This window comes from Leuconostoc holzapfelii, assembly GCF_012396485.1.
GTDB lineage: Bacteria > Bacillota > Bacilli > Lactobacillales > Lactobacillaceae > Leuconostoc > Leuconostoc holzapfelii.
In genome coordinates, this window is sequence record NZ_JAAXPO010000004.1 from 197329 (window position 1) to 218908 (window position 21580).

At 45.7% G+C, this 21580-nt stretch carries 23 protein-coding genes; 17 read left to right on the top strand and 6 right to left on the bottom strand.

What is annotated here, in order from left to right; all coding sequences use genetic code 11:
* Window positions 1–13 precede the first annotated feature (13 nt).
* The 4 genes from recF to dnaA all read right to left on the bottom strand — a co-directional run bounded on the left by recF (window position 14) and on the right by dnaA (window position 4395).
* The gene (recF, locus tag HF966_RS04925) at window positions 14–1141 is read right to left on the bottom strand and encodes a DNA replication/repair protein RecF (protein WP_168676750.1); all 1128 of its coding nucleotides are present in this window, start codon (window positions 1139–1141) and stop codon (window positions 14–16) included.
* A complete protein-coding gene (gene yaaA, locus HF966_RS04930) occupies window positions 1123–1584 on the bottom strand; it encodes a S4 domain-containing protein YaaA (protein WP_168676751.1) in 462 nt (153 codons plus the stop codon). The genes recF and yaaA overlap by 19 nt, the downstream gene beginning before the upstream one ends.
* Before the next feature lie 140 nt (window positions 1585–1724).
* Entirely contained in the window at window positions 1725–2858 is a 1134-nt protein-coding gene (gene dnaN, locus HF966_RS04935; protein WP_168676752.1) for a DNA polymerase III subunit beta, read from the bottom strand.
* 190 nt (window positions 2859–3048) lie between these two features.
* On the bottom strand, window positions 3049–4395 hold the full coding sequence (gene dnaA, locus HF966_RS04940) for a chromosomal replication initiator protein DnaA (RefSeq protein ID WP_168676753.1): 1347 nt from the start codon (window positions 4393–4395) through the stop codon (window positions 3049–3051).
* 490 nt (window positions 4396–4885) lie between these two features.
* On the opposite strand from dnaA, the gene HF966_RS04945 reads away from it, so the two are divergent.
* The 10 genes from HF966_RS04945 (at window position 4886) to HF966_RS04990 (ending at window position 12473) form a co-directional block, all read left to right on the top strand.
* Window positions 4886–5419 (top strand): rRNA large subunit pseudouridine synthase E, encoded by a 534-nt coding sequence (locus HF966_RS04945; protein WP_168676754.1) that lies wholly within the window; start codon window positions 4886–4888, stop codon window positions 5417–5419.
* 83 nt (window positions 5420–5502) lie between these two features.
* Entirely contained in the window at window positions 5503–6219 is a 717-nt protein-coding gene (locus tag HF966_RS04950; protein ID WP_168676756.1) for a YebC/PmpR family DNA-binding transcriptional regulator, read from the top strand.
* Between the two features lie 198 nt (window positions 6220–6417).
* Window positions 6418–6552: a 50S ribosomal protein L34 gene (gene rpmH, locus HF966_RS04955; RefSeq protein ID WP_002816117.1), complete on the top strand. Its 135-nt coding sequence runs from the start codon at window positions 6418–6420 to the stop codon at window positions 6550–6552.
* A 120-nt stretch (window positions 6553–6672) separates the two neighbouring features.
* Window positions 6673–7020: a ribonuclease P protein component gene (gene rnpA / locus HF966_RS04960; protein WP_168676757.1), complete on the top strand. Its 348-nt coding sequence runs from the start codon at window positions 6673–6675 to the stop codon at window positions 7018–7020.
* Window positions 7020–7859 carry a YidC/Oxa1 family membrane protein insertase gene (locus tag HF966_RS04965; RefSeq protein WP_168676758.1) on the top strand — a complete coding sequence of 280 codons (840 nt, stop codon included), beginning with the start codon at window positions 7020–7022 and terminating at the stop codon, window positions 7857–7859. The genes rnpA and HF966_RS04965 overlap by 1 nt, the downstream gene beginning before the upstream one ends.
* Window positions 7860–7994: 135 nt before the next feature.
* Window positions 7995–8471 carry a GNAT family N-acetyltransferase gene (locus HF966_RS04970; RefSeq protein ID WP_246586655.1) on the top strand — a complete coding sequence of 159 codons (477 nt, stop codon included), beginning with the start codon at window positions 7995–7997 and terminating at the stop codon, window positions 8469–8471.
* Window positions 8455–9378, top strand: coding sequence for a magnesium transporter CorA family protein (locus HF966_RS04975; protein WP_168676759.1), 924 nt, complete (start codon window positions 8455–8457; stop codon window positions 9376–9378). Before HF966_RS04970 ends, HF966_RS04975 begins: the two co-directional genes overlap by 17 nt.
* A gap of 9 nt (window positions 9379–9387) precedes the next feature.
* The gene (locus HF966_RS04980; RefSeq protein WP_168676761.1) at window positions 9388–9960 is read left to right on the top strand and encodes a xanthine phosphoribosyltransferase; all 573 of its coding nucleotides are present in this window, start codon (window positions 9388–9390) and stop codon (window positions 9958–9960) included.
* Window positions 9961–10032: 72 nt separating this feature from the next.
* Window positions 10033–11328, top strand: coding sequence for a class I adenylate-forming enzyme family protein (locus HF966_RS04985; RefSeq protein ID WP_168676762.1), 1296 nt, complete (start codon window positions 10033–10035; stop codon window positions 11326–11328).
* Window positions 11325–12473 (top strand): thiolase family protein, encoded by a 1149-nt coding sequence (locus HF966_RS04990; RefSeq protein ID WP_168676763.1) that lies wholly within the window; start codon window positions 11325–11327, stop codon window positions 12471–12473. Before HF966_RS04985 ends, HF966_RS04990 begins: the two co-directional genes overlap by 4 nt.
* A gap of 3 nt (window positions 12474–12476) precedes the next feature.
* On the opposite strand, the gene HF966_RS04995 is transcribed toward HF966_RS04990, so the two are convergent.
* A complete protein-coding gene (locus tag HF966_RS04995; protein WP_168676765.1) occupies window positions 12477–13022 on the bottom strand; it encodes a TetR/AcrR family transcriptional regulator in 546 nt (181 codons plus the stop codon).
* A 134-nt stretch (window positions 13023–13156) separates the two neighbouring features.
* Between HF966_RS04995 and HF966_RS05000 the strand changes: the two genes are divergently transcribed.
* From HF966_RS05000 to asp3, 4 genes are all read left to right on the top strand, one after another.
* Complete coding sequence (locus HF966_RS05000; protein ID WP_168676767.1) at window positions 13157–13786, top strand: GNAT family N-acetyltransferase; 630 nt, start codon at window positions 13157–13159, stop codon at window positions 13784–13786.
* A 155-nt stretch (window positions 13787–13941) separates the two neighbouring features.
* Window positions 13942–15426, top strand: coding sequence for an accessory Sec system protein Asp1 (gene asp1 / locus HF966_RS05005; RefSeq protein WP_168676769.1), 1485 nt, complete (start codon window positions 13942–13944; stop codon window positions 15424–15426).
* Window positions 15427–15449: 23 nt separating this feature from the next.
* Window positions 15450–16976: an accessory Sec system protein Asp2 gene (asp2, locus tag HF966_RS05010; RefSeq protein ID WP_168676770.1), complete on the top strand. Its 1527-nt coding sequence runs from the start codon at window positions 15450–15452 to the stop codon at window positions 16974–16976.
* Window positions 16977–16981: 5 nt separating this feature from the next.
* Window positions 16982–18025, top strand: coding sequence for an accessory Sec system protein Asp3 (asp3, locus tag HF966_RS05015; RefSeq protein WP_168676772.1), 1044 nt, complete (start codon window positions 16982–16984; stop codon window positions 18023–18025).
* Window positions 18026–18030: 5 nt separating this feature from the next.
* On the opposite strand, the gene HF966_RS05020 is transcribed toward asp3, so the two are convergent.
* On the bottom strand, window positions 18031–18405 hold the full coding sequence (locus tag HF966_RS05020) for a PaaI family thioesterase (RefSeq protein ID WP_168676774.1): 375 nt from the start codon (window positions 18403–18405) through the stop codon (window positions 18031–18033).
* A gap of 36 nt (window positions 18406–18441) precedes the next feature.
* On the opposite strand from HF966_RS05020, the gene menB reads away from it, so the two are divergent.
* The 3 genes from menB to HF966_RS05035 all read left to right on the top strand — a co-directional run bounded on the left by menB (window position 18442) and on the right by HF966_RS05035 (window position 21377).
* Window positions 18442–19275: a 1,4-dihydroxy-2-naphthoyl-CoA synthase gene (menB, locus tag HF966_RS05025; RefSeq protein ID WP_168676775.1), complete on the top strand. Its 834-nt coding sequence runs from the start codon at window positions 18442–18444 to the stop codon at window positions 19273–19275.
* Between the two features lie 105 nt (window positions 19276–19380).
* The gene (locus HF966_RS05030) at window positions 19381–20172 is read left to right on the top strand and encodes a carbon-nitrogen family hydrolase (RefSeq protein ID WP_168676776.1); all 792 of its coding nucleotides are present in this window, start codon (window positions 19381–19383) and stop codon (window positions 20170–20172) included.
* A gap of 8 nt (window positions 20173–20180) precedes the next feature.
* Window positions 20181–21377, top strand: a complete 1197-nt coding sequence (locus HF966_RS05035) for a pyridoxal phosphate-dependent aminotransferase (RefSeq protein ID WP_168676778.1) — start codon at window positions 20181–20183, stop codon at window positions 21375–21377.
* Window positions 21378–21580: the final 203 nt, after the last annotated feature.

Sequence of the window (21580 nt, forward strand, 5' to 3'; positions counted from 1 at the left end):
ATGTACCTGCTGATTACTCAGCGTGCTCTTCTAAAGTAATTTCCCCGTGTTGCACGTGAAACACTTTTGGCGTGTGAATCAATTGTCGCGCCACGTCACTCAACGTTGGTGCGGTAATAAACGTCTGGACTTTGTCTTGAATGGCTAATAACAAATGTGTCTGTCGATTAGCATCCAATTCACTTAACACATCATCCAAGAGTAACACGGGATATTCCCCCGTTTCTTCTTGCATCAAATCGATTTCCGCGAGTTTAACCGCCAACGCGGTCGTACGTTGTTGCCCTTGGGAACCAAACACTGCCACATCGTTATCATTAACAATAAATTGTAAATCATCACGATGTGGCCCAACTAAGGTGGTGCCCTGCATTATTTCGCGCGCTTCTTGTCGTGCGAGTGCTGATTCAAAGGCTGCTTTGACTGTCTCCAAATCGGCATCTGGCGCAAAATCAACCCCCGTTTGATAGGCTAACGTCAACGTTTCTTGTTGATTAGCAATCTCAGCATGAATGGGCTGTGCAGCGGCTTGCAGTCGTGCTAAAAAAGTTTGCCGAGCCAATAGAACTTGCGCCCCAACGTCAACGAGTTGCGCCGTTAGGACCGACAAAAACACCTTATCGGTGGTTTGTTTCATCTGCAAGCGTTTGAGATAAGCGTTGCGATCCTTTAAAATTCGGCGATATTGGGCAATGTTGTAAAGATACAGCGGGTTCATCTGCCCAAATTCCATATCAATAAACCGTCGGCGCACACTGGGCGCGCCTTTGACCAATTCCAAATCCTCAGGTGCAAATAGAATCACGTTTAACTGCCCGATGTATTGTGATAACTTTGACTGTTCCAAATGGTTCACCCGCGCTTTTTTGCCCTTATTTGAAAAATGCAAGGACAGCGGTATGTCACTGACAGTCTTTTTAACACGGCCACTAATCGTGGCTGATTTTTCTTGCCAGCGAATTAAATCTTTATCACTACTGGTGCGATGTGAGCGCGTCAAAGCTAAGACGTATATGCTTTCCAACAAATTCGTCTTGCCTTGGGCATTCTCACCTAAAAACACATTCACGCCCGCACTAAAATCAAGTGTCAGGTCAGCATAGTTCCGGTAATTAACGAGTGTTAACGTGGTGAGTTCCAAGAACCCGGTCCTTTTGGCCCGTTCCCACGTTGGCCTGGTTTTGATCGCCCAAAGCCACCCGCCCGCGTGCGCGATTGCTTACGCAATTCGGCAAAGCGCGCTTCTTTACGCGCCTTAGCCACAGCTGCTTTTTGGGCTTTGATGCGATCGTCACGAACCGTTTTTTTAGCGGCCAGTGCGCGTGCATCCTTTGTTTGCTGTGCTTGCGCAATTAAGGCTTCAGCATCATCAGCCAACGCAATCAGGTAGGTTTCACCTGCAACGATGACCTCATCATGGTCATATAATTTCTTCCCCCGACGATTTTCCAATTCACCGTTGAGTTGGACTGGATAATCCATCAGATAATACTTGGCCTGACCGCCAGAAGAAATAATATTTTCTTCTTTAAGGAGTTGTGTGAGTGTGATGTATTCAGTTGTGATTTCTATCGTTTTCGTCATATCGGTTACCTCTGTATTATACCATTTTTCCCCCACTAATTCTTTAAAAAACGGCCTAAAATCGTTTTTGAGCGATTTTAGGCCGTTTTAAGGCTAAGTGTTTAAATGGTCCGAATTTAATTTAAAACGCGTATGACGAATTAAAAGGTCCGAACAGGGGTAATGAGTTGCAATTGTTTGTTATCCACTTCACCTGCTGGTGTCAAAGTAAATGGCCGCAAGTTACTTGTAAATTTCAAGTCGACGGGCTTGCCATTAAAGACCCGCAACGCATCTCGTACATAGTCAGGGTTAAATGAAATTTCTAAGTTTTCCCCCTCAACAGCAGTTGTTGGCAACGCCTCTTGCACTTGGCCAACCTCTTGTGAGGTCCCAGTAAGCGTTACGACACCGTCTTTCAGGGTTAATTGCACGACGTTATTGCGACTTTCATGACTCAACAAGCTGGCACGATTAATTGCCCCAAGTAACGTGTTGGCATCAATCGTCAACTGGGTTGTGCTTTCGGTTGGAATCAAGCGGTCAGTTTCTGGGTAGTTGCCTTCCAGTAAGCGTGAATAGAATGTTGTGTGGCCCAAATCAAAGACCGCTTGGTTTTTAGCAAGCTTAATTTCTACACGATCTTGCCCTTCTAACAAGCTTTGCAACTCATTAAATGACTTTGCTGGCATAATCACATCCGCCTGCACTTGAGCATCTGTGCCAGTCAACGTGACGATTCGCTGTGATAGTCGGTGCGAATCTGTTGTCACTGCTTTCACATCATTGCCGTTTAAGGCCAAATGAATCCCTGTCAAAATTGGGCGACTCTCTTGTGTTGAAGCTGAAATTTTTGTTTGCGAAATGATATCAACCAATTGGGCTGCCGACACACTTAGACTTTGCACATCATCCATTTCTGGCAACTGCGGATAATTACGCACGTCTTGCCCGTTAATGGTAAAGGCAGATGCGCCAGAAGTAATGCTAGCACGGAGACCATCAACAGCCAAAGTCAATTCGTCAGCAGGCAGATTTTTAACAATATTAGCAAAGAAGGTTGCGGGTAAAGTAATCCCGCCCGTTGAAGCAATGACCAGTTGGGCGCTGGTATCTGATTGTTCAATGCGGGTCTCAATGGAAATATCACTGTTTGAACCCGTTAAAATCAATTCGTCTTGTGACAAAACAATTTTGATATTCGTCAAGATCGGAATTGTCGTCCGAGACGAAATAGCACGAGAAACATCATTAAGTGATTTGATAAAGGCTTGGCGATTAATTGAAAATTGCATCTTTTTACTCCTAATTTTTGGACCCCATTGGGGTTAGGCTTTTTAAAATAGTTTAAATAAAAGATCTAGTAGTAATAATAAGGGGTGTTAAAGTTGTGGAAAACGCAGTGTGGGTAACTGCTGTCTGAAAAAAACTTGTTCACAACGCTGTGGGAAAACTCACCCACTTGTCCGTGATTATCCACACACGTTATTTCCCGTTTTTTATCTCATCCGTGAGTGCATCCAACATTTCTTTGGTGCGGGCATCTGATTCGGCCTTTTCAGTGATCTTATTAGTTGCATGTAAGACAGATGAATGGTCTCGGCCGCCAAAAGCACGACCAATATCGGGTAGACTTTCGTTAGTCAAAGTACGAGTCAGATACATGGCAACATGTCGCGCAGTGACCAAATCCTTTTTCCGACTCGTACTTTTTAAGTCGTCGATTGTTTGCATATAATAGTCAGCCACGACTTGTTGAATCCGCTCAACAGTGATTTTGAAACCTTGGTTAATATTTAAATCCCCAAGAATTTGTTGCGCAGTTTCTTTAGTCGCTGGCTTATTGCGGAAGCGTAGCATGGCTTCAAACCGGTGGAATGTCCCTTCCAATGTTCGAATATTGGAGTCAATCTTATCAGCGATTAATTCCAAAACGTCATTTGGAATCGCGAGATTATCCGTTTCAGCCAAATTTTTTAAAATGGCCACACGCGTTGGTAAATCCGGTTTTTGAATATCCATTGAAATCCCAGCTTCAAAGCGTGAAGTCAGGCGAGATTGCAAGTCCACGATTTCCGTTGGTAATTTATCCGACGTCATGATGATCTGCTTGCCAGTTTTTGTGAGGACGTTAAAGGTGTTAAAGAACTCCTCTTGCACTTTTTCCTTCCCCGACCAAAACTGGATATCATCAATTAATAAGAGATCAACGGTACGGTATTCTTTTTTAAAAGCGGCGGTAGCCCCTTCGCCTGCGCGCAATGATTCAGTAAAATCATTTAAAAAGTCTTCTGCTGTGGCGTATTTAATGCGGGCTGAGGGCGTCGTTTTTGAGTAGGCATTCCCGATGGCTTGCATTAAGTGGGTTTTTCCTAAGCCAACCCCGCCATAAATTAAGTATGGATTATAGACGCGACCGGGGTCTTCAGCCACGGCACGGGCGATGGCATAGGCATTTTCATTCCCTGCGCCGACCACAAATTTATCAAAGGTAAAATTTTCATTGAGATCAGATTCTCTGGTAAATGTGAGGTTTTCAGTTTGGATGGGCGTTGACTTCGGTAACGTTTCTGCCACACGAAGTTCCGGTTTAATAAAGCCCTCGGCAATTTCCATGGCATATTGGACAAAGCTCATTGCATAAGATTTGTTCCAATTGTCAATAATGTCGGTGCTTTCATCTGCCGGGACTTCCAAAATAATCCGTGATTCTGTTAACGTAATGGGCGCCAGTGGCTCGATATAGGTGTCAAAAGAAACAGGGCCAATTTCTTGATAGAATTTGGCTTTGACCTGATTCCAAAGCTCCTCTTTTGTAATGGGTTTTGTCACGAAAATCTCTCCTATTATTCGACACAATGCCAAAATAACGACAAATGGGTCATTTGTCGTCGTGTGCCGATCAACTTTTCTATATAAAGAAGAAGTAGCAAAATTAATTATAACAGTAAGAAATTGAGTTTTCCACAAGCAAAAGACAATTTTATCGGCTTTCAACAGGTGTGGACAAAAGAAACCCTGAGATGTGGATATTAGAACGAACAAATGTGCGAGTTATCCACAAACAAACAACGTTGTGCACACTTGAAAGTGAGCAAGGACAATATTTGAGGTTTGTTATAAACATTATCCACAGTTTTACAATCCCAAGTTGTGGATATGTGGATAACTTGTGAACAGCCCTGTGTTTAATATTTTCAGAAACCTTGATCTTACACAGGCTGGTAACGTGTTTTGGACAAAGTTGTGAATTATAAAGAAAAGTTTAAGCACGTTTAAAAATCGCCTGAATTTCGCTGGCGCTTTTGCTATAATTAAGCGTATGATTGTACTTTTTAACAAACCCTATAATGTGTTGACTAAATTCACCGATGCCGACGGCCGACCGACGTTGGCGGATTATATCGATATCCCACGTGTCTATGCAGCAGGCCGTTTAGATATGGATAGCGAGGGGTTATTGCTATTAACAGACAGCGGGACGCTTAACCATGCACTCACTGATCCGGAAAATAAAGCCTATAAGACTTATGTTGTGCAAGTTGATGGGATTCCGACGAAGGCACAGTTAAAGCAACTTGAAAACGGGGTTGAATTAAAGGATGGGTGGACGCTACCGGCAAAAGTGAAGCGCATTCCGTATCCAAAGTGGCTATGGCCACGGGAAAATCCCATTCGTGTTCGGAAAAACCAACCGACCAGCTTTATTCAATTAAAAATCAAAGAAGGTCGTAATCGGCAGGTACGCCGCATGACTGCAGCGGTCGGGATTCCGACGCTGCGGCTAATCCGGACGCACATTGGCGACTATCATTTGGCTGATTTAAAGCCAGGAGCGTATCGCGTGATCAAATAATTGCGCTTTTATTTTTATCGTACAAAAGACGATGAAACCGTTATAATATTTAAGAGATAAACAAAAATAGATGAGGTGAAACCATGGGACGTAAGTGGGAAAACATTAAAATGAAGAAGGCGCAGACCGATGGGGCTGCGGCGAAAGTTAACAGTAAATACGGGATTGAAATTTACGCAGCTGCTAAGCAAGGTAGCAGTGTGGATCCAGAAGCAAACTCAACCTTGAAGTTTGTCATTGAACGGGCCAAGCAAGCCCAAGTACCAAAGCACGTTATCGAGCGTGCCTTAGAGAAGGCCAAGGGTTCAGGGGATGAAACCTTTATTGAAGGGCGTTACGAAGGCTTTGGACCCAATGGGTCATTGATTATTGTGGATACGTTAACGTCTAATGTTAACCGGACGGCAACGAATGTACGGACAGCCTTTAATAAAAATGGTGGAACATACGGTGCTGCAGGTTCTGTCAGTTACTTATTTGATGAAACAGGGGTTATTGTATTTGAAGGCAGCGATGCTGATGCCATATTGGAAACACTCCTTGATGCGGAAGTGGATGTCCGCGATGCTGAACAACAAGATGAACAAGTTGTAGTCTATACGGAACCAGCTGATTTGCACAAAGCTATTGAAGCGTTACGTCAAAGCGGTGTAACCGAATTTTCAACCACGGAAATTACGATGCTACCGCAAGCTGAAGTGACACTTGAAGGGGACGATTTGACAACCTTTGAAAAGCTCGTTGACGCGCTAGAATCAGATGATGATGTCCAAAAGGTGCACCACAACGTTGCACTCTAAGAAAAAAGCCGACAGGGGTCGGCTTTTTGATTGTTTTCAACCGCAAGATAGCGTACAATGGTAGTATTGGATTTATTCACAAGATATTCGGCGATTGATTTACGCGGATACGCTTGCTTATCGATATGATCCATGTTATGATTAAAATCGAATTGCAAAGTTTTTGCAGGTAAAAATCGCGAATGGAGGTGAACACACATGAAGCGTACATACCAACCAAAGAAGCGCCATCGTGAACGCGTACACGGATTCCGTAAGCGTATGAGCACGAGCAACGGTCGTAAAGTTTTGGCTCGCCGTCGTGCAAAGGGCCGCAAGGTTCTATCAGCCTAACAAGGTCGCTGCTATGCAGTGGCTTTTTTATTTTTTAAAAGCGTGAGGTACTGCTAGGGTGGGCCAGCATCGCAATGCGGCCAAAACCGCGTACATATCCCTCAAGAGAGACCAAATCTAATGAGAAAAACTTTCCGAATAAAAAAACCGGCTGAATTTCAAACGGTCTTTAATAAGCACCAATCGGTTGCAAATAAATACTTTATTCTTTACCAACTGCGTAAACCGAGTCAGAAACATTTTCGGTTAGGCTTGTCAGTCAGCAAAAAGGTGGGGAAGGCGCACGATCGTGTGTGGGTGAAACGCCGGATTCGTCAAAGTATTTTAGAATTAAAACCACGCTTACCTCAAGAACTAGACTTACTGATTATTGCACGACCAGCGGCTGCAAAGCAAAGCCAGAAATTCATTAAAGAACAAGTGACGCACGTGCTAAAACTAGCCAATATTTTGAAAGTAGAAGACTGATGAAACGTTTTGAAAATATTCTTAAAAGGATTGGTCCGTTACCAATCGTTCTTGCTGTTGTTGCTTTAGTTATTATTATCATTGCCAGTGCATCGTTCCACGGTCACGTTACGTCACATGGGTTGTGGGGCGCCATCGTGGCAGCCTTTACCTCAGCCATTCTTGGCTCATCTGCTTGGTTTGGCAATAGTTATGGTATGGGGATTGTTGTCTTTACCATTTTAATTCGTTTTTTGATTTTACCGTTGATGGTTTATCAAATCCAATCTATGATGAAGATGCAGTTGGTGCAACCAGCCTTAAAGGCGTTGCAAGCCAAGTACCCTGGAAAGGATACTGAAAGTCGCCAGCTAATGATGGCTGAACAGCAAGCCTTGTATAAGGAAGCTGGCATCAACCCATTTGCTTCGATGTTACCCCTAATTGTGCAAATGCCAGTGTTGATCGCTTTGTACCAAGCGATTTACACGTCACCAGTACTCAAGTCAGGCAAGTTCTTGTGGCTTCAATTGGGTAGTCACGATCCATATTACATTTTGCCAGTGCTAGCAGCTGTCTTTACTTTTGCATCATCATGGTTGTCAATGCAATCGACACCGGAGCAAAATGGCATGACACGGGCCATGCCATATATTTTCCCAGTGGTGATTTTCTTCTCAGCGATGGCAGTGCCAAGCGCGTTGTCACTGTACTGGGTGGTGGGAAACGTCTTCCAGACGATTCAAACATTCATGTTACAAAATCCCTTTAAAATTCGTCGTGAACGTGAAATGGCGGCACAAAAAGCGCGGGACTTAGAACGTAAAATTAAAAAAGCCAAGCGTAGTAATCGACGCTAAGCATCACATGCAACGTATTTCTCTTGAGAAATACGTTTTTTTGTGCAGTAGTGCAGGCATTACAGTCGCGATAAAAACTGTTATAATAAATACAATTAGCCAATTACGGGATTACCGTGTCGGTGATTGAATTTAATGAAAGTAGCAAAAACTGTCATGGCACCAGACACAGCTTTGTCTTCAAAAACCGTGCACTTGCGGGCGATGCGCCCGCAAGACCTGCCGAGCGTTGCTAAAATTTACCTGACGACCCGCCAAGCATTTTTTCCGTGGGTGAAAGCGCCACAATTTGCCGATTTTGAACGTGTTAGTGTTGGTGAGCGCATTCAAGTTGCGGTGGTTGACCAAGAGATTGTTGGTTTTGCCGCGTTATCTGAATGGGATAGTTTTTTGCATTTGCTTTTTGTCAAAGTTGGTTGGCAAAGCCAAGGTATCGGTGGGCAACTGCTGGCCTGGGCGCAAGCGAGTGCGCAGCAACCGTTGGAATTAAAGGTCGTACAAGCCAATGTTGCGGCGCAGCGTTTTTATGAACGTGCTGGCTTTCGCGTGGTAGCTCGTGATGCGACTGCGCAACCTCAAAATGTAACTTATAGAGATGATCGAAACTGTTAAAAAATTTAACCACTTTACGTGGTACCATATATCGAACTTGACACCCGAAGATAACCAAACCTTGGTTGCTGAGCATCAATTAACGCATGAAATGATTGGCTATGCGGTCGACCATAATGAAGCGGTACGCATGGAATATGATACGGCCGCACAAGAAGCCTTGATGGTGATTGATGTGATTTCTTATCACAATGAACTAGTTGAAACGCGTCCCATTGGAATATTGTTTGCGCACGGGGATTTATACACTTTCTCGCACACGGTGACGGATTATGTACAAGCGGTATTTCTAGCACCGCAAAACCGTCAGGAACGTGCTGCGGACACAGCTATTAGCGCCATTGATTTTGTCATGACTGGGTTGTATTCACTTATGACGCGTTATGTTGAGCAAATCACTGACATTAATCGCAGGCGACGTGTCATCCAATCCCAATTAGGTCACCAAAAACGCACGACGAAGCAAATGAATGAGCTACTGCGACTGCAAACGCAAATGATTTATATTCAAAATTCGCTCGCAAATAATCAAGTCATGTTGGACACGTTTAAACATGATTATCAAGACACACTGGCTAATTTTGAAGTCGAACATGTGGATGATGTGCGTGTCGAAATTGGGCAGGCGGAACACATGGCCAATTTGGCAATGGCGGTGATTGATTCTGTGTCGGATGCGTATGGCAACTTGAGTAATCGTGATTTGGAATGGACAATGAAGGTCTTAACGGTTTATTCAATTGTGCTGACGATTCCAACGATTGTTAGTGGTTTTTATGGTGAAAACGTCAAATGGCTGCCATTTGCCAATACTCAGGACAGTTGGTGGATTTCCATCGTGATTACGCTGGTCTTAATGGGCGTGGTGAGTCTATTGTTAGCATTGAGCGGTTTTTTCAGAAAATAAGGATAACGCATGAAACAGTTAGAAGAACGCATTAAAAAAGACGGTCGCGTCCTTGGCGATGACATTTTGAAAGTCGATGCTTTTTTGAATCATCAAATTGACCCCGACTTGCTACTGGCAATTGGGGCGGGCTTTGCCAAACAATTTCAAGATGAACGGATTGATAAGATTTTGACGGTGGAATCATCAGGTATTGCGCCAGCTGTGTTTGCTGGTTTAGCGTTACATGTGCCGGTGGTTTTTGCTCGCAAAAACAAGTCACTTACGTTACCAGACGGGGTGTGGACCGCTGATGTTTATTCGTATACGAAACAGACAACCAATCACGTGATGATTGATCAGCGCTTCCTGGGGGCCGGGGAGCGCGTGTTAATTATTGATGATTTCTTAGCGAACGGACAAGCGGTAGTTGGTTTGCTGGATATTATCGATCAAGCGCAAGCTGTCGCGGTGGGGGCTGGGATTGTGATTGAAAAGTCATTCCAAAAAGGCCGACAATTACTCGATGCACGTGGGTTGCCGGTGGTGAGTTTAGCCCGCATTAAAGCCTTCCGAGATGGCCAGGTTGAATTTGAATCATAAGGATGTTTCACGTGAAACAAAAAACGCATAGCTTGGCCTATGCGTTTTTTAAATCATATGCGGGAAAAAGCGATGAGAAATTTTGAATTTGGGCGATTAGTGGCCCGTTATGGCGAACAGACGGCTGTTGTGTCTGATCAACAGGCGTATAGCTATCACAGGCTGGTTGATCTGGCACAAACAGTGCGCCAACAAGCGCACTGGCAGGCGCGCTATGTGGTTTTGGTGGCGCAACCTGACGTGACGTTTATCACGCAATTTTTAGCGATCCATTTGGCGGGTCGCATCCCCGTCATTGTCAACAAAGCCGATGTGGCACAAATCCCGCAGTTATTAGCCCCGATTGCAGGCGCGTGGCAATGGTTGACGGACCAAGACCAACCCGTCACATCAACAACAAACCTGAATCCTCGCGGGTTACTCTTTTTAGGGTTGACCTCTGGGACAACGGGCCAACCAAAAGTTTATCAACGTGATTGGTCATCCTGGCGTGTGGGTTTTGACCAATGCCAAATGGTCTTTAATATGGCAGCGATTGCCGGGGTGATGACGACCAGCCCACTGGGTACGTCGCTCGGATTACATACGTTGCTGCTGAGTCTTTATTTAGGGAAGACTTTTTATTGTTTTCAACGCGGCCAATCACTAACGTTACCGCAACCCACTCAGGTCTTTACTGTCCCAACTTATTTAGCCAAAGGGCATGATGCCTGGGCCGCTGCGCCAGGTATCATGAGTGTCGTAACTTGCGGTGGCGAATTGTCTGCCGAACTAGTGCAGGCTTGGCATCGACAACACCCGCAACACCAGTTATACGAATTATATGGTACCTCAGAAACAAGTTTAGTCGCGTGGCAGGCCCTAACACGTGGAAAACAGCCACAACAAGTCGGCCATCTTTTCCCCCAGGTGCAGGCGGCCATTATGCCAGACAATCAACAGCTGGTAGTCCGAAGTCCTTACTTATTTGCGGGCTATTTGGGTGATGCCGCGGCAGTTCATCAGGTGATGACCGACGATGTGGCACGTCTGGACGGGGATGGTTTGATGATTTTGTCGCGGGCGAGTGACGTGATGAACCATGGTGGTAATAAAATTTATCCGAGTGAAATTGAGCAAATCTTGCAACCCATGGTGACAACCTGTGTGGTGTTTGGCGTACCGGATGCAGTTTATGGTGAAAACATCGTCGCCTTACTTGTGACCACAACCTCGATTATAACGATTAAAGCCGTTTTGCAGGCACACTTACCAACCTATAAGCTACCCAGTCAGTATCTGGTCGTGGCCGACATCCCCAAGACCCCGCAAGGCAAAGTCTCTCGGGCGCAGTTAGCGGCGCAATATCAAGCAGGAAAATGGTCATGACAAGCAACCAACCAAAAGTGAGTATCGTCAGCGCTAAGCGCTTACCCATTGGCAAAATCAATGGTCATTTTGCCAAAGTTTCACCAGAAACTTTAATCACACAGCTCGTGCAACAACAATTTGAGACGATCCCGACGTTAACGCTATCAGCAATTGATCAGGTGGTGTTAGGGAACGTGACGAATCTGGGCGGAAATCTCGCCCGGCGCTGTGCCTTAGCTGCCGGCGTGCCGGTGACAACACCGGCAGCGACTGTGGACGCCCAGTGTGCTTCTGGGTTAGTGGCAATGGTCACTGGGGCACAAGCCATTATCACTGAAACGGCAGACGTCGTGTTGGCGGGTGGCGTTGAAAGTACGTCATCAGCTAATCGGGTCCTGTCACCAGGCACAGATCAACTGATGTCACGTTTCCCCATGGCCCCGCCCGGCCAACTTGATTTAGATATGGGGGTGGTGGCTGAAAATATGAGTGCCCGCTATCAAGTATCTCGCAAAGCCCAAGATGCCTATGCGTATCACAGCCATCAGAAGGCGAAAATGGCGTTTGCCACGGGAAAAATTCAAGTTGAAATACACCCGTTTCATGATCAAGCTGGGGACATCGTGCAAGATCAGTGCCCACGCTTTGACACGACGTTAGCCAAATTGGCACAATTGCAACCAGCATTTCAAGCAAACGGTGTCGTGACGGCGGGTAACAGTTGCCCAATTAATGACGGGGCGGCGACCATGGTGTTGAAAAAATACCAGGCTGGTGAAGCCGTGCAGGGGTATTATTTAGGACAAGCCACCGTGGGCTTATCACCAGAAACCTTCCTACTTGGACCAATTGCAGCCACTAAAAAGTTGCTGGCACAACACCACCTCACCATGGCAGACATTGCAGTTGTTGAACTTAATGAGGCCTTTGCGGTGCAAAGTATTTTATGTCAGGCAGCGCTTGGGATCACGGATGCCCAACTCAATCCGTTGGGCGGCGCTTTAGCTTATGGGCATCCGTATGGAGCCACCGGTGGTATTCTCATTGCCCGTTTGCTCAATAGTTTAAATCGGATCCCTGAGCCGGCATTAGGCATTGCGACCTTATGTGTTGCTGGTGGGATGGGCATGAGTGTCTTAGTTGGTAATCAGCACTGGGCGTAACGCTTAGAATTTACGGAGCAACGCATAGATATGTTGCTCGAGGGTTGTGGCCGAAATGGCTAATGCTTGCGTGACAAAATCCATCACCAGCCCCATGATCCCAGACACAATAAAATTGATTTCAAGCTTATCGGGGATGTTATTGGGTAAGGTTGACTCAAGCGCACAGGCTTTTTGAATAAAGGCGGCTTTCACTTGTTGGAAGACAACGGCGCCGATTGTTGGTTGTCGCAATAAGACGGCGACAGTGTCTTGTTGGGTGTCGATGTAGGTGACCAGCTGATGGCTCAAAGCTTTGAGGATGGCGTGGTTGTCGGTCGTGGTTGGATAGTTTTGACTGAAAATTTGGGTCATGTCACGAATTAAGCCGGCCACAATCTGGTCATGTAAATCGTAAATATCGCGGTAATGGTGATAAAAAGTCCCGCGGTTAATATCAGCGGTGGCAGCTAATTGCGCCACGGTGATTTTATCGAGCGGTTGTTGTGCTAATAAATGAATAAAAACTTGTTTAATTTGGGCTTGTGTTTTAATTTGTCGACGATCCATAACCTGTTGTTCCTCAATTGGTTTCGTGATGTGTGATAAGCAACACATCTACAAGATGTGTTTATTGTAACATGCCACCGGACACGATAGACTGGGGGTAAGCTATTATCAAACCACGAACAAAGGAGCAAAGCATGCATTTTAGATTAGCAGTCGTGCCTGAAATTAACCATTTATCCGCGTTAGTCGCAGAAGCCTTCAATCACTATGATTTGTACCAGCAAACAATTGGGCAAACATTTTTAAAAACCGCAGATTATCAACGCTTTATTCTGCAATTACATGCGGTGCACATTGCGGTGAATGTCCACCTTAAAAAAGTTTTTGTTGTTGAAGCGCAACAACAAATTGTGTCGGTTGTCATTTTGGACTCACCGCAATTACCTACGCCAAGTATTTGGCAGTATTTGAAGCATGGTGGCTTAAAGTTATTGCCCTACGTGTTGAAGCATCAACTCGGGCGATTTTTAAAGATGCTAGAAGTAGCGGAAAAAGTGCCCCAACAAGATCAGTTAGCGAATTGGCATATCAATATGTTAGCGGTGAATCCGGCACATCAAGGCCAACACATTGGCTCAAAAACACTGACGCAGTATATTTTGCCGTATGTCAAGCAACACGGTGGCCAACAGGTCTCGTTGATTACCAATACGGCACGCAACGTCGCGTTTTACCAAAAAAATGCTTTTCAAGTCATTGATGAGCGGTGGTTGGCATTTCAATCAACGCAAATTAAATCCTGGGCATTAGTGCGACAACTTTAAAACAATAAACAAAACAGACACGTCGCAATTTTGCAACGTGTCTGTTTTGTTCTTGTGCCAAGTTAATTGGTATAATATGAACAATGATTATTTTCTTGAGTTGGCGTCGTTGTGCTTGTTGGCACATTAGTTGGACTTGAGAAAGGAGAGCGCTTGTGACGATACATATTATTCCAGAATGGCATGACAATGCGATGCGGGTCCCTGAATTTGATGATAGCTTGCATCAAACCCAACTTTTCTTGTCCCAAGGACAAGATGTTATTTTGACGATTATTGATTTTCTTCCTAATTTAAATCAAGTCATGTTAAAAAATAACCTGACAGCCGCGGATGTTTGGTCGGTGTATGATGTGTTGCAACGGGTTCGGCTCACAGATGATCGACCTGTGGCGATCACGGATTTTACTTGGCCACAGCAGGCACAGTTTATCTATTTACCCGATCGTATTTTAGTGCAAGTGGAGGACGTGCAGTATGCCACGGTGTGGCTAGACCAAGAATGGCAGGCACGTATTGTGGCCATTGATCTCTGGTCTGCCGCGGGCCGGACGCAACAGTTATTAGTTGATTATCGTGGCTTTATCTCGCGGGTGACGACATTTGATACGCAAGGTGAAGTAGTCCGCCGTGATTATTTGACCCCAAGTGGGGCCGTGGCCGTGCAAGAAACGGGTGATTCGGGTGCCGTCACCACGCAACAAGTGTGGACGACGCAGACCCATTTTAAAAACATGGCCGAACTTGTAGCGGTCGCCCTCAGCCAACATTTGGCATCCATGCCAGCAACTGATTATATCATCATGGCGCAAAGTCAACGGGCGACGTTCTTGGTGAATCAAGTTGCGCCACAGCAGCCAGTGATTTTAAGTTATCAAAGCCAACGTACGGATCCGCAACTAGCACAAGCGCTATTGTTACATATTTCTGGGACAGTGGCTTACGCGGTGACGGATACGCAAGCCCAATACGACAAAATCGTGGCTCAACTGGCCAATCCTGACGAACTCGCGGTGATTCCGCCTTATCCCGTGATAGCAACAATGCAGCCATCAGCACAACAGCCAGTCGTTTTGATTTATTGGGTGGCTCCGAGTTTAGAACAAGCTGATTTTGAAGCGGTGCAAGCTGCGATGATTAGCCAACCGGAAGCCATTGTCTTTATCGAAACAGAGCAAGAGCATACGGCATTTGACGCATTAATTCGTGAGGCCAGTCAAACGGCTACCAATGAACACGGCTTGGTCGATCGTGCCAGCCAAGAGGCTTATCAGGGCCGCTTCCAGTTTTTACCACCGCAAAGTGAAGCGAAGCGTTTGCAATACATGTCGACGGCACGCGTTTTGCTGGATCTCGGGTCAGCCCCAGATCAATTTATGCAGGCCGCCGCGCTAACTTATGGGGTGCCACAGATTAATCAGACGGCTACGCCGTATGTTTTACCTGAAAAAAATGGGCAAATTGTGACGGATCAACTGTCACTTGTGGTGGCTTTACAGCATTACTTGCTCGCACCACAACCTAATCAGTTGGTCCGTGAAACGGCGCATGAGCTAGCCCAGGCACATAGCGATGAATATCTATGGATTAAATGGCAACAAGTCTTTAATAAAATTAAGCAGCAGCGCGCATCTTCGTAATGCGGGCGCACAAGGTAGGATAGATGGCAGATATTTCAGTACTTCAAATTGGTGCTACGGACTGGACACCTCAAATAAAGACCACAAAAATTGATTGGCAATATACCACGATTTTGGATTTACCCACGCGCTTAGCGCTGCAAAAAGATCCATATATTTTGGAGCAAACCTACGTGGTGTTGACCGATAATACGTTGGAAAGTCTTTTGCTATCTAGCCAGATTAGTGATTGGCCAGCACTGCGGACGTTGTATTTTGCCCAAAATATTACCCCAGAATTTCAAGCCGTATTAGACGAACGGCGCGCCTTTCGACTACCAGACCAGACACCCAGTGCTGTCGCGGCACGTATTCTGACGGACTTTCAATTTGAGCAAATTGGTTTTCCCACGCGCTTTAGTGAGACCCAATTTGTACCGATGCCACCCCAAGGCACGCATTTTGAACGGCAAGGGCGTTTTTCAGCGCAATTTCATGGTGATTTTGGGCCCAAATGGCAACAAATTGGTGTGTTAAAAACATTTGCGACCGATTTTTCGGCGACGACCGAAAACGTCGTCTGGTTAGATTATGAACAAAGTGGGACGGCCGAAGTACAGTTGCAATTTGTTTTTTATCGCGACGGTCAGATTCAAACGCGACAAACTATTACGGGGGAAGCGTTGCGGCAGCTGACCACGGTGGATGGTTTGCAAGATTATCAAGATTATCAGATTTTGGTGGCTGCGCGTGGCCGTGGTGAATTAGATTTGCATGTGTTACATCAACGACGCTCACGTCACGGTTTTGGGGTGCTCATGCCAGGGGATGATTGGCAGTTAACAGCTGAGAATGAAGAAATTTTGAGTTATTTTAACCCCGGCGACCGGAAAGCGCCATTGATTGTCAATTTTTCAGGCATTCGGTTACATGTGGACGGCTTTGAGATGCGTGGGCCACTGCGCGAATTAGGGACACCACATTTATTGTTTGCTGACATGAGAACACAAGGTGGTGCTTTTCAAATTGGAACAGAGCGCTATGAGGCCACGATTATTGCCACGATTCGGCGTGCCATGGCAACTTTGGATTTGAAACCAGAGGATGTGATTCTAACTGGGTATTCGATGGGGAGTTTTCCGGCGATGTATTATGCTGCTGACATTAAACCACACGCGGTGGTGGCGGCTAAACCAATTGTTAATTTGGGGACATTGACCGCCAGTTCAGATTTCCCCCACGGCTACAATCAAGACTGGACATTAGATGTGCGGCGTTATTTGGCCGGTCGCATGTCACCCGACGATACGGCACCGTTAAACAGAATCTTTTGGGAACATATTCAAAATGTCGATTGGGGCAAGATTCAAGTCGCACTATTATCAATGACAGATGATGAGTACGATGGGCAAAGTTTGTCAGAACTACTGGCGTTTTTCCAGTCGCGGGATACGCCGTTAAATCACCAACAAGAGCAAGGCAATCATACAGCCAAGATACCCGAGATGGTCCAGTTTATGATGACGAACTTGAAACAATTACGCGACGATATGCGACGGGAAGGACAATAAAACATATGCAATATCAAATTTATTGGACGCCACAAACGCAGTTATTGGAACTCCAGGGCGCAACGGTTGATTTTCGCGCTGTGGATGCCGTATTTTATGAACATTATTTTCTACCAAGTGGGCAGGCGATTGTAGTCTGGCATTCAAAGCATCATTATACGCAGCAGCAAAAAATTTCGGACTTACCGCAATTAACACCGGGGAAAACCTATACAATCACGCGACATATCGAAAATAGTGAGCGTATGTTTGCTTATTTAGTTGTGACTTTTTATGATCAACAGCACCAAATTTTGCTGACGAACAGTCAAAACCATGCCGAAATAACGGTGACCGTGCCTGAGAATTATGATTTTTACACGATTGCCGTGCATGCTGCAGGGGCGGGGCATTTTATTTTCCAAGATGTGATGATTCAACCCACGACACAGGGCGTCTTACGCGCAAATGATGCCGAAATTGCCCCACGTCTGTACAGTGATCTTCAGATACCGGCAACTTTGACCTCAAAAACACTACGAGTGGTGTTTTCAGAACCAGAACGTGGCGTGACGGATTATGCCTCAGCGTGGATACATGAGACACAGCAAGCCGTGCAATATATTGCTAGCAGTTTACCTGATGCGGCGTTTTATCGCCAACATGAGGACGCAACGATTCTAAGTATTAAATCAGCGCGTAAACAAGCACATGCCCGGCATCTTGAGTTTGTTGGGTATGGGCCAATCTCAAGTTATGCTGCGCTGTACTATCAAAGCCAGTTTAAGGGGAGTGCTGCGGTGATTAGTGAAGATGTGAACCTTGCACCGTCGCCCACCTTAAAAATCGCGCGCACCGTTGATAAGGTGGGTTATTTAGGACACCCAATCGCGCCTAATCATGACATCCCGGTGTTGCTGCCACATCCTGCGACTGAACGGCTGGACGGCTTGCACTACGATACCCCCACGCCAGAAGAAGTCCGACGGCAGGCAGCTTATGATGCGGCACATCCGCAAAAACGTGGTCTGACACAATTTTTCACGAAAAATAAAAAAACCACGCCATAGGCGTGTTAAACAGATCGTGTTTGCGTTGTGAGGGTAACGGTGCTGGTACTTGTCAGCGTGTTGGTCTGACTTTCATGAATGCTAACGGACCAAACTTGAATGCGGTGCCCGACGGTGATTGGGGTGGCAGTGGCGACTAATTCACCGTGTGTAACCGGGGCAAGATGATGCGTTTCAATCCCCACACCTACCGCCACTTGTCCATCAGGCAAAGCGGCATTGGCACCTTGTGATGCTGCGGTTTCTGCTAATAGTGCATTAATGCCACCATGCACCAGACCGTAAGGTTGTAAGAGCTGCTCACTAACTGTGACCGTTACCACCATCTTTTTTGCTGATAAGACGGTGGTTTTTAAACCTAAAAGTTCTATAATGTTCATAGGACTAAAATCCCCTTTCTGAATGGAGTATAACATATGACAACTTGGCACGCCGTAAAAGCGTACAACGAAATTTTATTTGAAACCAATGCTGACGGGAAAAACCCTGGGCAAGTGGCAAAAATCACGATGAATGATGTCAGCACGCATAATGCCTTTACGCCTGGCATGGTAGCTGAAATGATTGAAGCCTTCACGATTGCGCGTGATGATGCGCGCATTGGGGTCATTATTATGACCGGTGCAGGCGATGAAGCTTTTTCTTCTGGTGGGAACCAGAAAGTGCGGGGCAATGGGGGGTATGTCGGTGGTGACGGTATTCCACGTTTGAATGTCTTAGATTTGCAACGGCTGATGCGGATTATTCCAAAGCCAATCATTGCCATGGTAAAGGGCTGGTCAGTTGGTGGTGGTAATGTTTTGCAACTAGTGGCTGATTTAACCGTGGCGGCTGATAATGCCAAGTTTGGACAAACTGGTCCAATGGTTGGGTCCTTTGATGCAGGTTATGGCTCAGGCTATCTTGCTCGTGTGATTGGCCACAAGCGGGCAAAGGAAGTTTGGTTCTTAAACCACTTCTATACAGCACAAGAAGCCTATGACATGAATTGGATTAACAAGGTGGTGCCACTGGCTGAAGTTGAAGCGGCAACGATGGCTTGGGCGGATGAACTCCTCACCAAGTCTCCAACTGCTTTGCGCTTCATTAAGGCGGCGATGAATGCTGATACTGATGGTCTGGCTGGCTTGCAACAATTTGCTGGCGATGCGACCATGTTGTATTATACGTCTGACGAAGCCAAAGAAGGACGTGATGCTTTTAAAGAAAAGCGGACACCAGATTTTGATCAATATCCTAAGTTCCCCTAAAACGCCGTTGGCGTTTTTTTTATTCGCCAAATAATGAGTTTGAAATGATAAAAGTTTGACAAAAACTCTCATTTAATGGAAAATAATCAATAAGAGGATACCATTATGAAACTCAAAATCGCCATCGCACAAATGGCTATCGCTTTGGGTCAACCAGAAGTGAATCAAGCCACGGTTAAAAAATATGCGCAACAAGCTGCTGCTGCTGAGGTAGACGTGCTGGTTTTACCTGAGATGTGGTCAACGGGCTATGCCTTTGAACAACTCACAACCATAGCGGATCAAGGGGGCGCCAGGTCGCAAGGCTTCTTATCAGAAATTGCGCGGCAGTATCAGCTCAATATTGTGGGTGGCTCTGTCGCCACCCAACAAGGCACATCGTATTACAACACCATGTATGTTGTAGATGATCAAGGACAACGTGTGAGCAGTTATCACAAAGCGCATCTTTTTGGTCTAATGGCTGAAGAACAATATCTGGCTGCTGGCGAACAAATCAATACATTTACATTGGCGGGTGTTCCTGCGGCTGGTGTGATTTGTTATGATATTCGCTTTCCGGAGTGGCTCCGAACGATGATGGCGCAGGGGCCACAGCAGATATTGTATGTGGTGGCAGAGTGGCCTATTCAACGGATTGCGCAATGGCAGATTCTATTACAAGCTCGCGCAATTGAAAACCAAACATTTGTTGTGGCTGCTAACCGAGTAGGACATGATGCGAATAATCAATTTGGCGGTCGGTCACTGGTGATTGATCCGTTAGGGCAAATTATCCAACAAGCCGACGATAACAATGAAGCCTTACTCGTGGTGACAATTGATACAGCAGATGAACAAGCCGTACGTGGGCAAATACCAGTATTTCATGATCGCAGACCAGCATTATATGATTAGGAGACACTATGCATTTTGAACAATCAGATTTACTCAAGGCCCTACCCAAACAGTTTTTCGCGTCATTGGTCGCTAAAGTCAATGCTAAAATTGCTGCCGGCGATGATGTGATTAACTTAGGACAAGGCAACCCTGATTTGCCAACACCAGAATATATTGTTACGGCAATGCAGCAGGCAACGGCAGTGGCTGGTGATCATCAATACTCAGCATTTCGCGGTGAAATGCGGTTTAAAGTCGCGATTGCGCAATTTTATTTAGACACTTATGGTGTGACGCTAGATCCAGCAACCGAAATCGCGGTTTTAGCAGGAAGTAAAATTGGGTTAGTTGAATTGCCATGGGCATTAATGAATCCCGGTGATACGTTGTTGCTACCTAATCCAGGGTATCCGGATTATTGGTCTGGGGCAGCTTTAGGTCGTGTCCGGGTCGAAGAAGTCCGACTAATGCAAGAAAATGATTTTTTGATTGATTACACCCGTATTCCTGAAGCGGTGGCACAAGCCGCCAAGTTGTTGTATATGAATTACCCCAATAACCCAACAGGTGCGATTGCTACGCATGAATTCTATGACCAGACCGTCGCCTTCGCTCAACAGCATCAAGTCGGTGTCGTCTCGGATTTTGCTTATGGTGCGATTGGGTTTGATGGGCATCAACCACTATCCTTTATGCAAACACCTGGTGCAAAAGCTGTCGGGATTGAGACCTACACATTTTCTAAAACATTTAATATGGCTGGCTGGCGAGTGGGGTTTGCCGTAGGAAATGCGGATATGATTGAAGCGATTAACTTAATCCAAGACCATCTCTTTGTATCACTCTTCCCAGCAGTGCAAGATGCGGCAATTGCGGCATTGCAGCAATATCACACGAACGGTGCGGTGGCACAATTAGTGGCAGTCTATCAACAAAGGCGAGATGCATTTGTCAAAGCTGTTCGTGCCTATAATTGGGAACCTTACGTCCCTAAGGGGGCATTCTATGTCCTCATGCCAGTACCAAAAGGGTTTACCTCAGCAACTTTTGCTGAGATGTTGTTAACATCAGCCAATGTGGCAGTGGCTGATGCCTCAGGGTTTGGAGATGCCGGAGAAGGTTATATCCGTGTTAGCTTGACCACTGATGAAGCACGTTTAGTGGAAGCGGCAAGAAGAATAGGCGCGTTGCCGGTATTTCAATCGGGGCATGCGTCATCATAAAAAGGCGATTAACTGGGCATTTTGTGTATGCGTTTACACGAATTGTCCAGTTATTTTAAAATAGAAGACAAAAAAGGGTTGACTGAGGGGAAGAAAGGCGGTATATTAGTATATGTTCTAACGGCGGCGCAAAAGCAAGGCATAACTTGAAGGAGCGATTCGTAAGAGTTGCGTAAAGAAGTAGTTGACAAGTGATTAGCAAC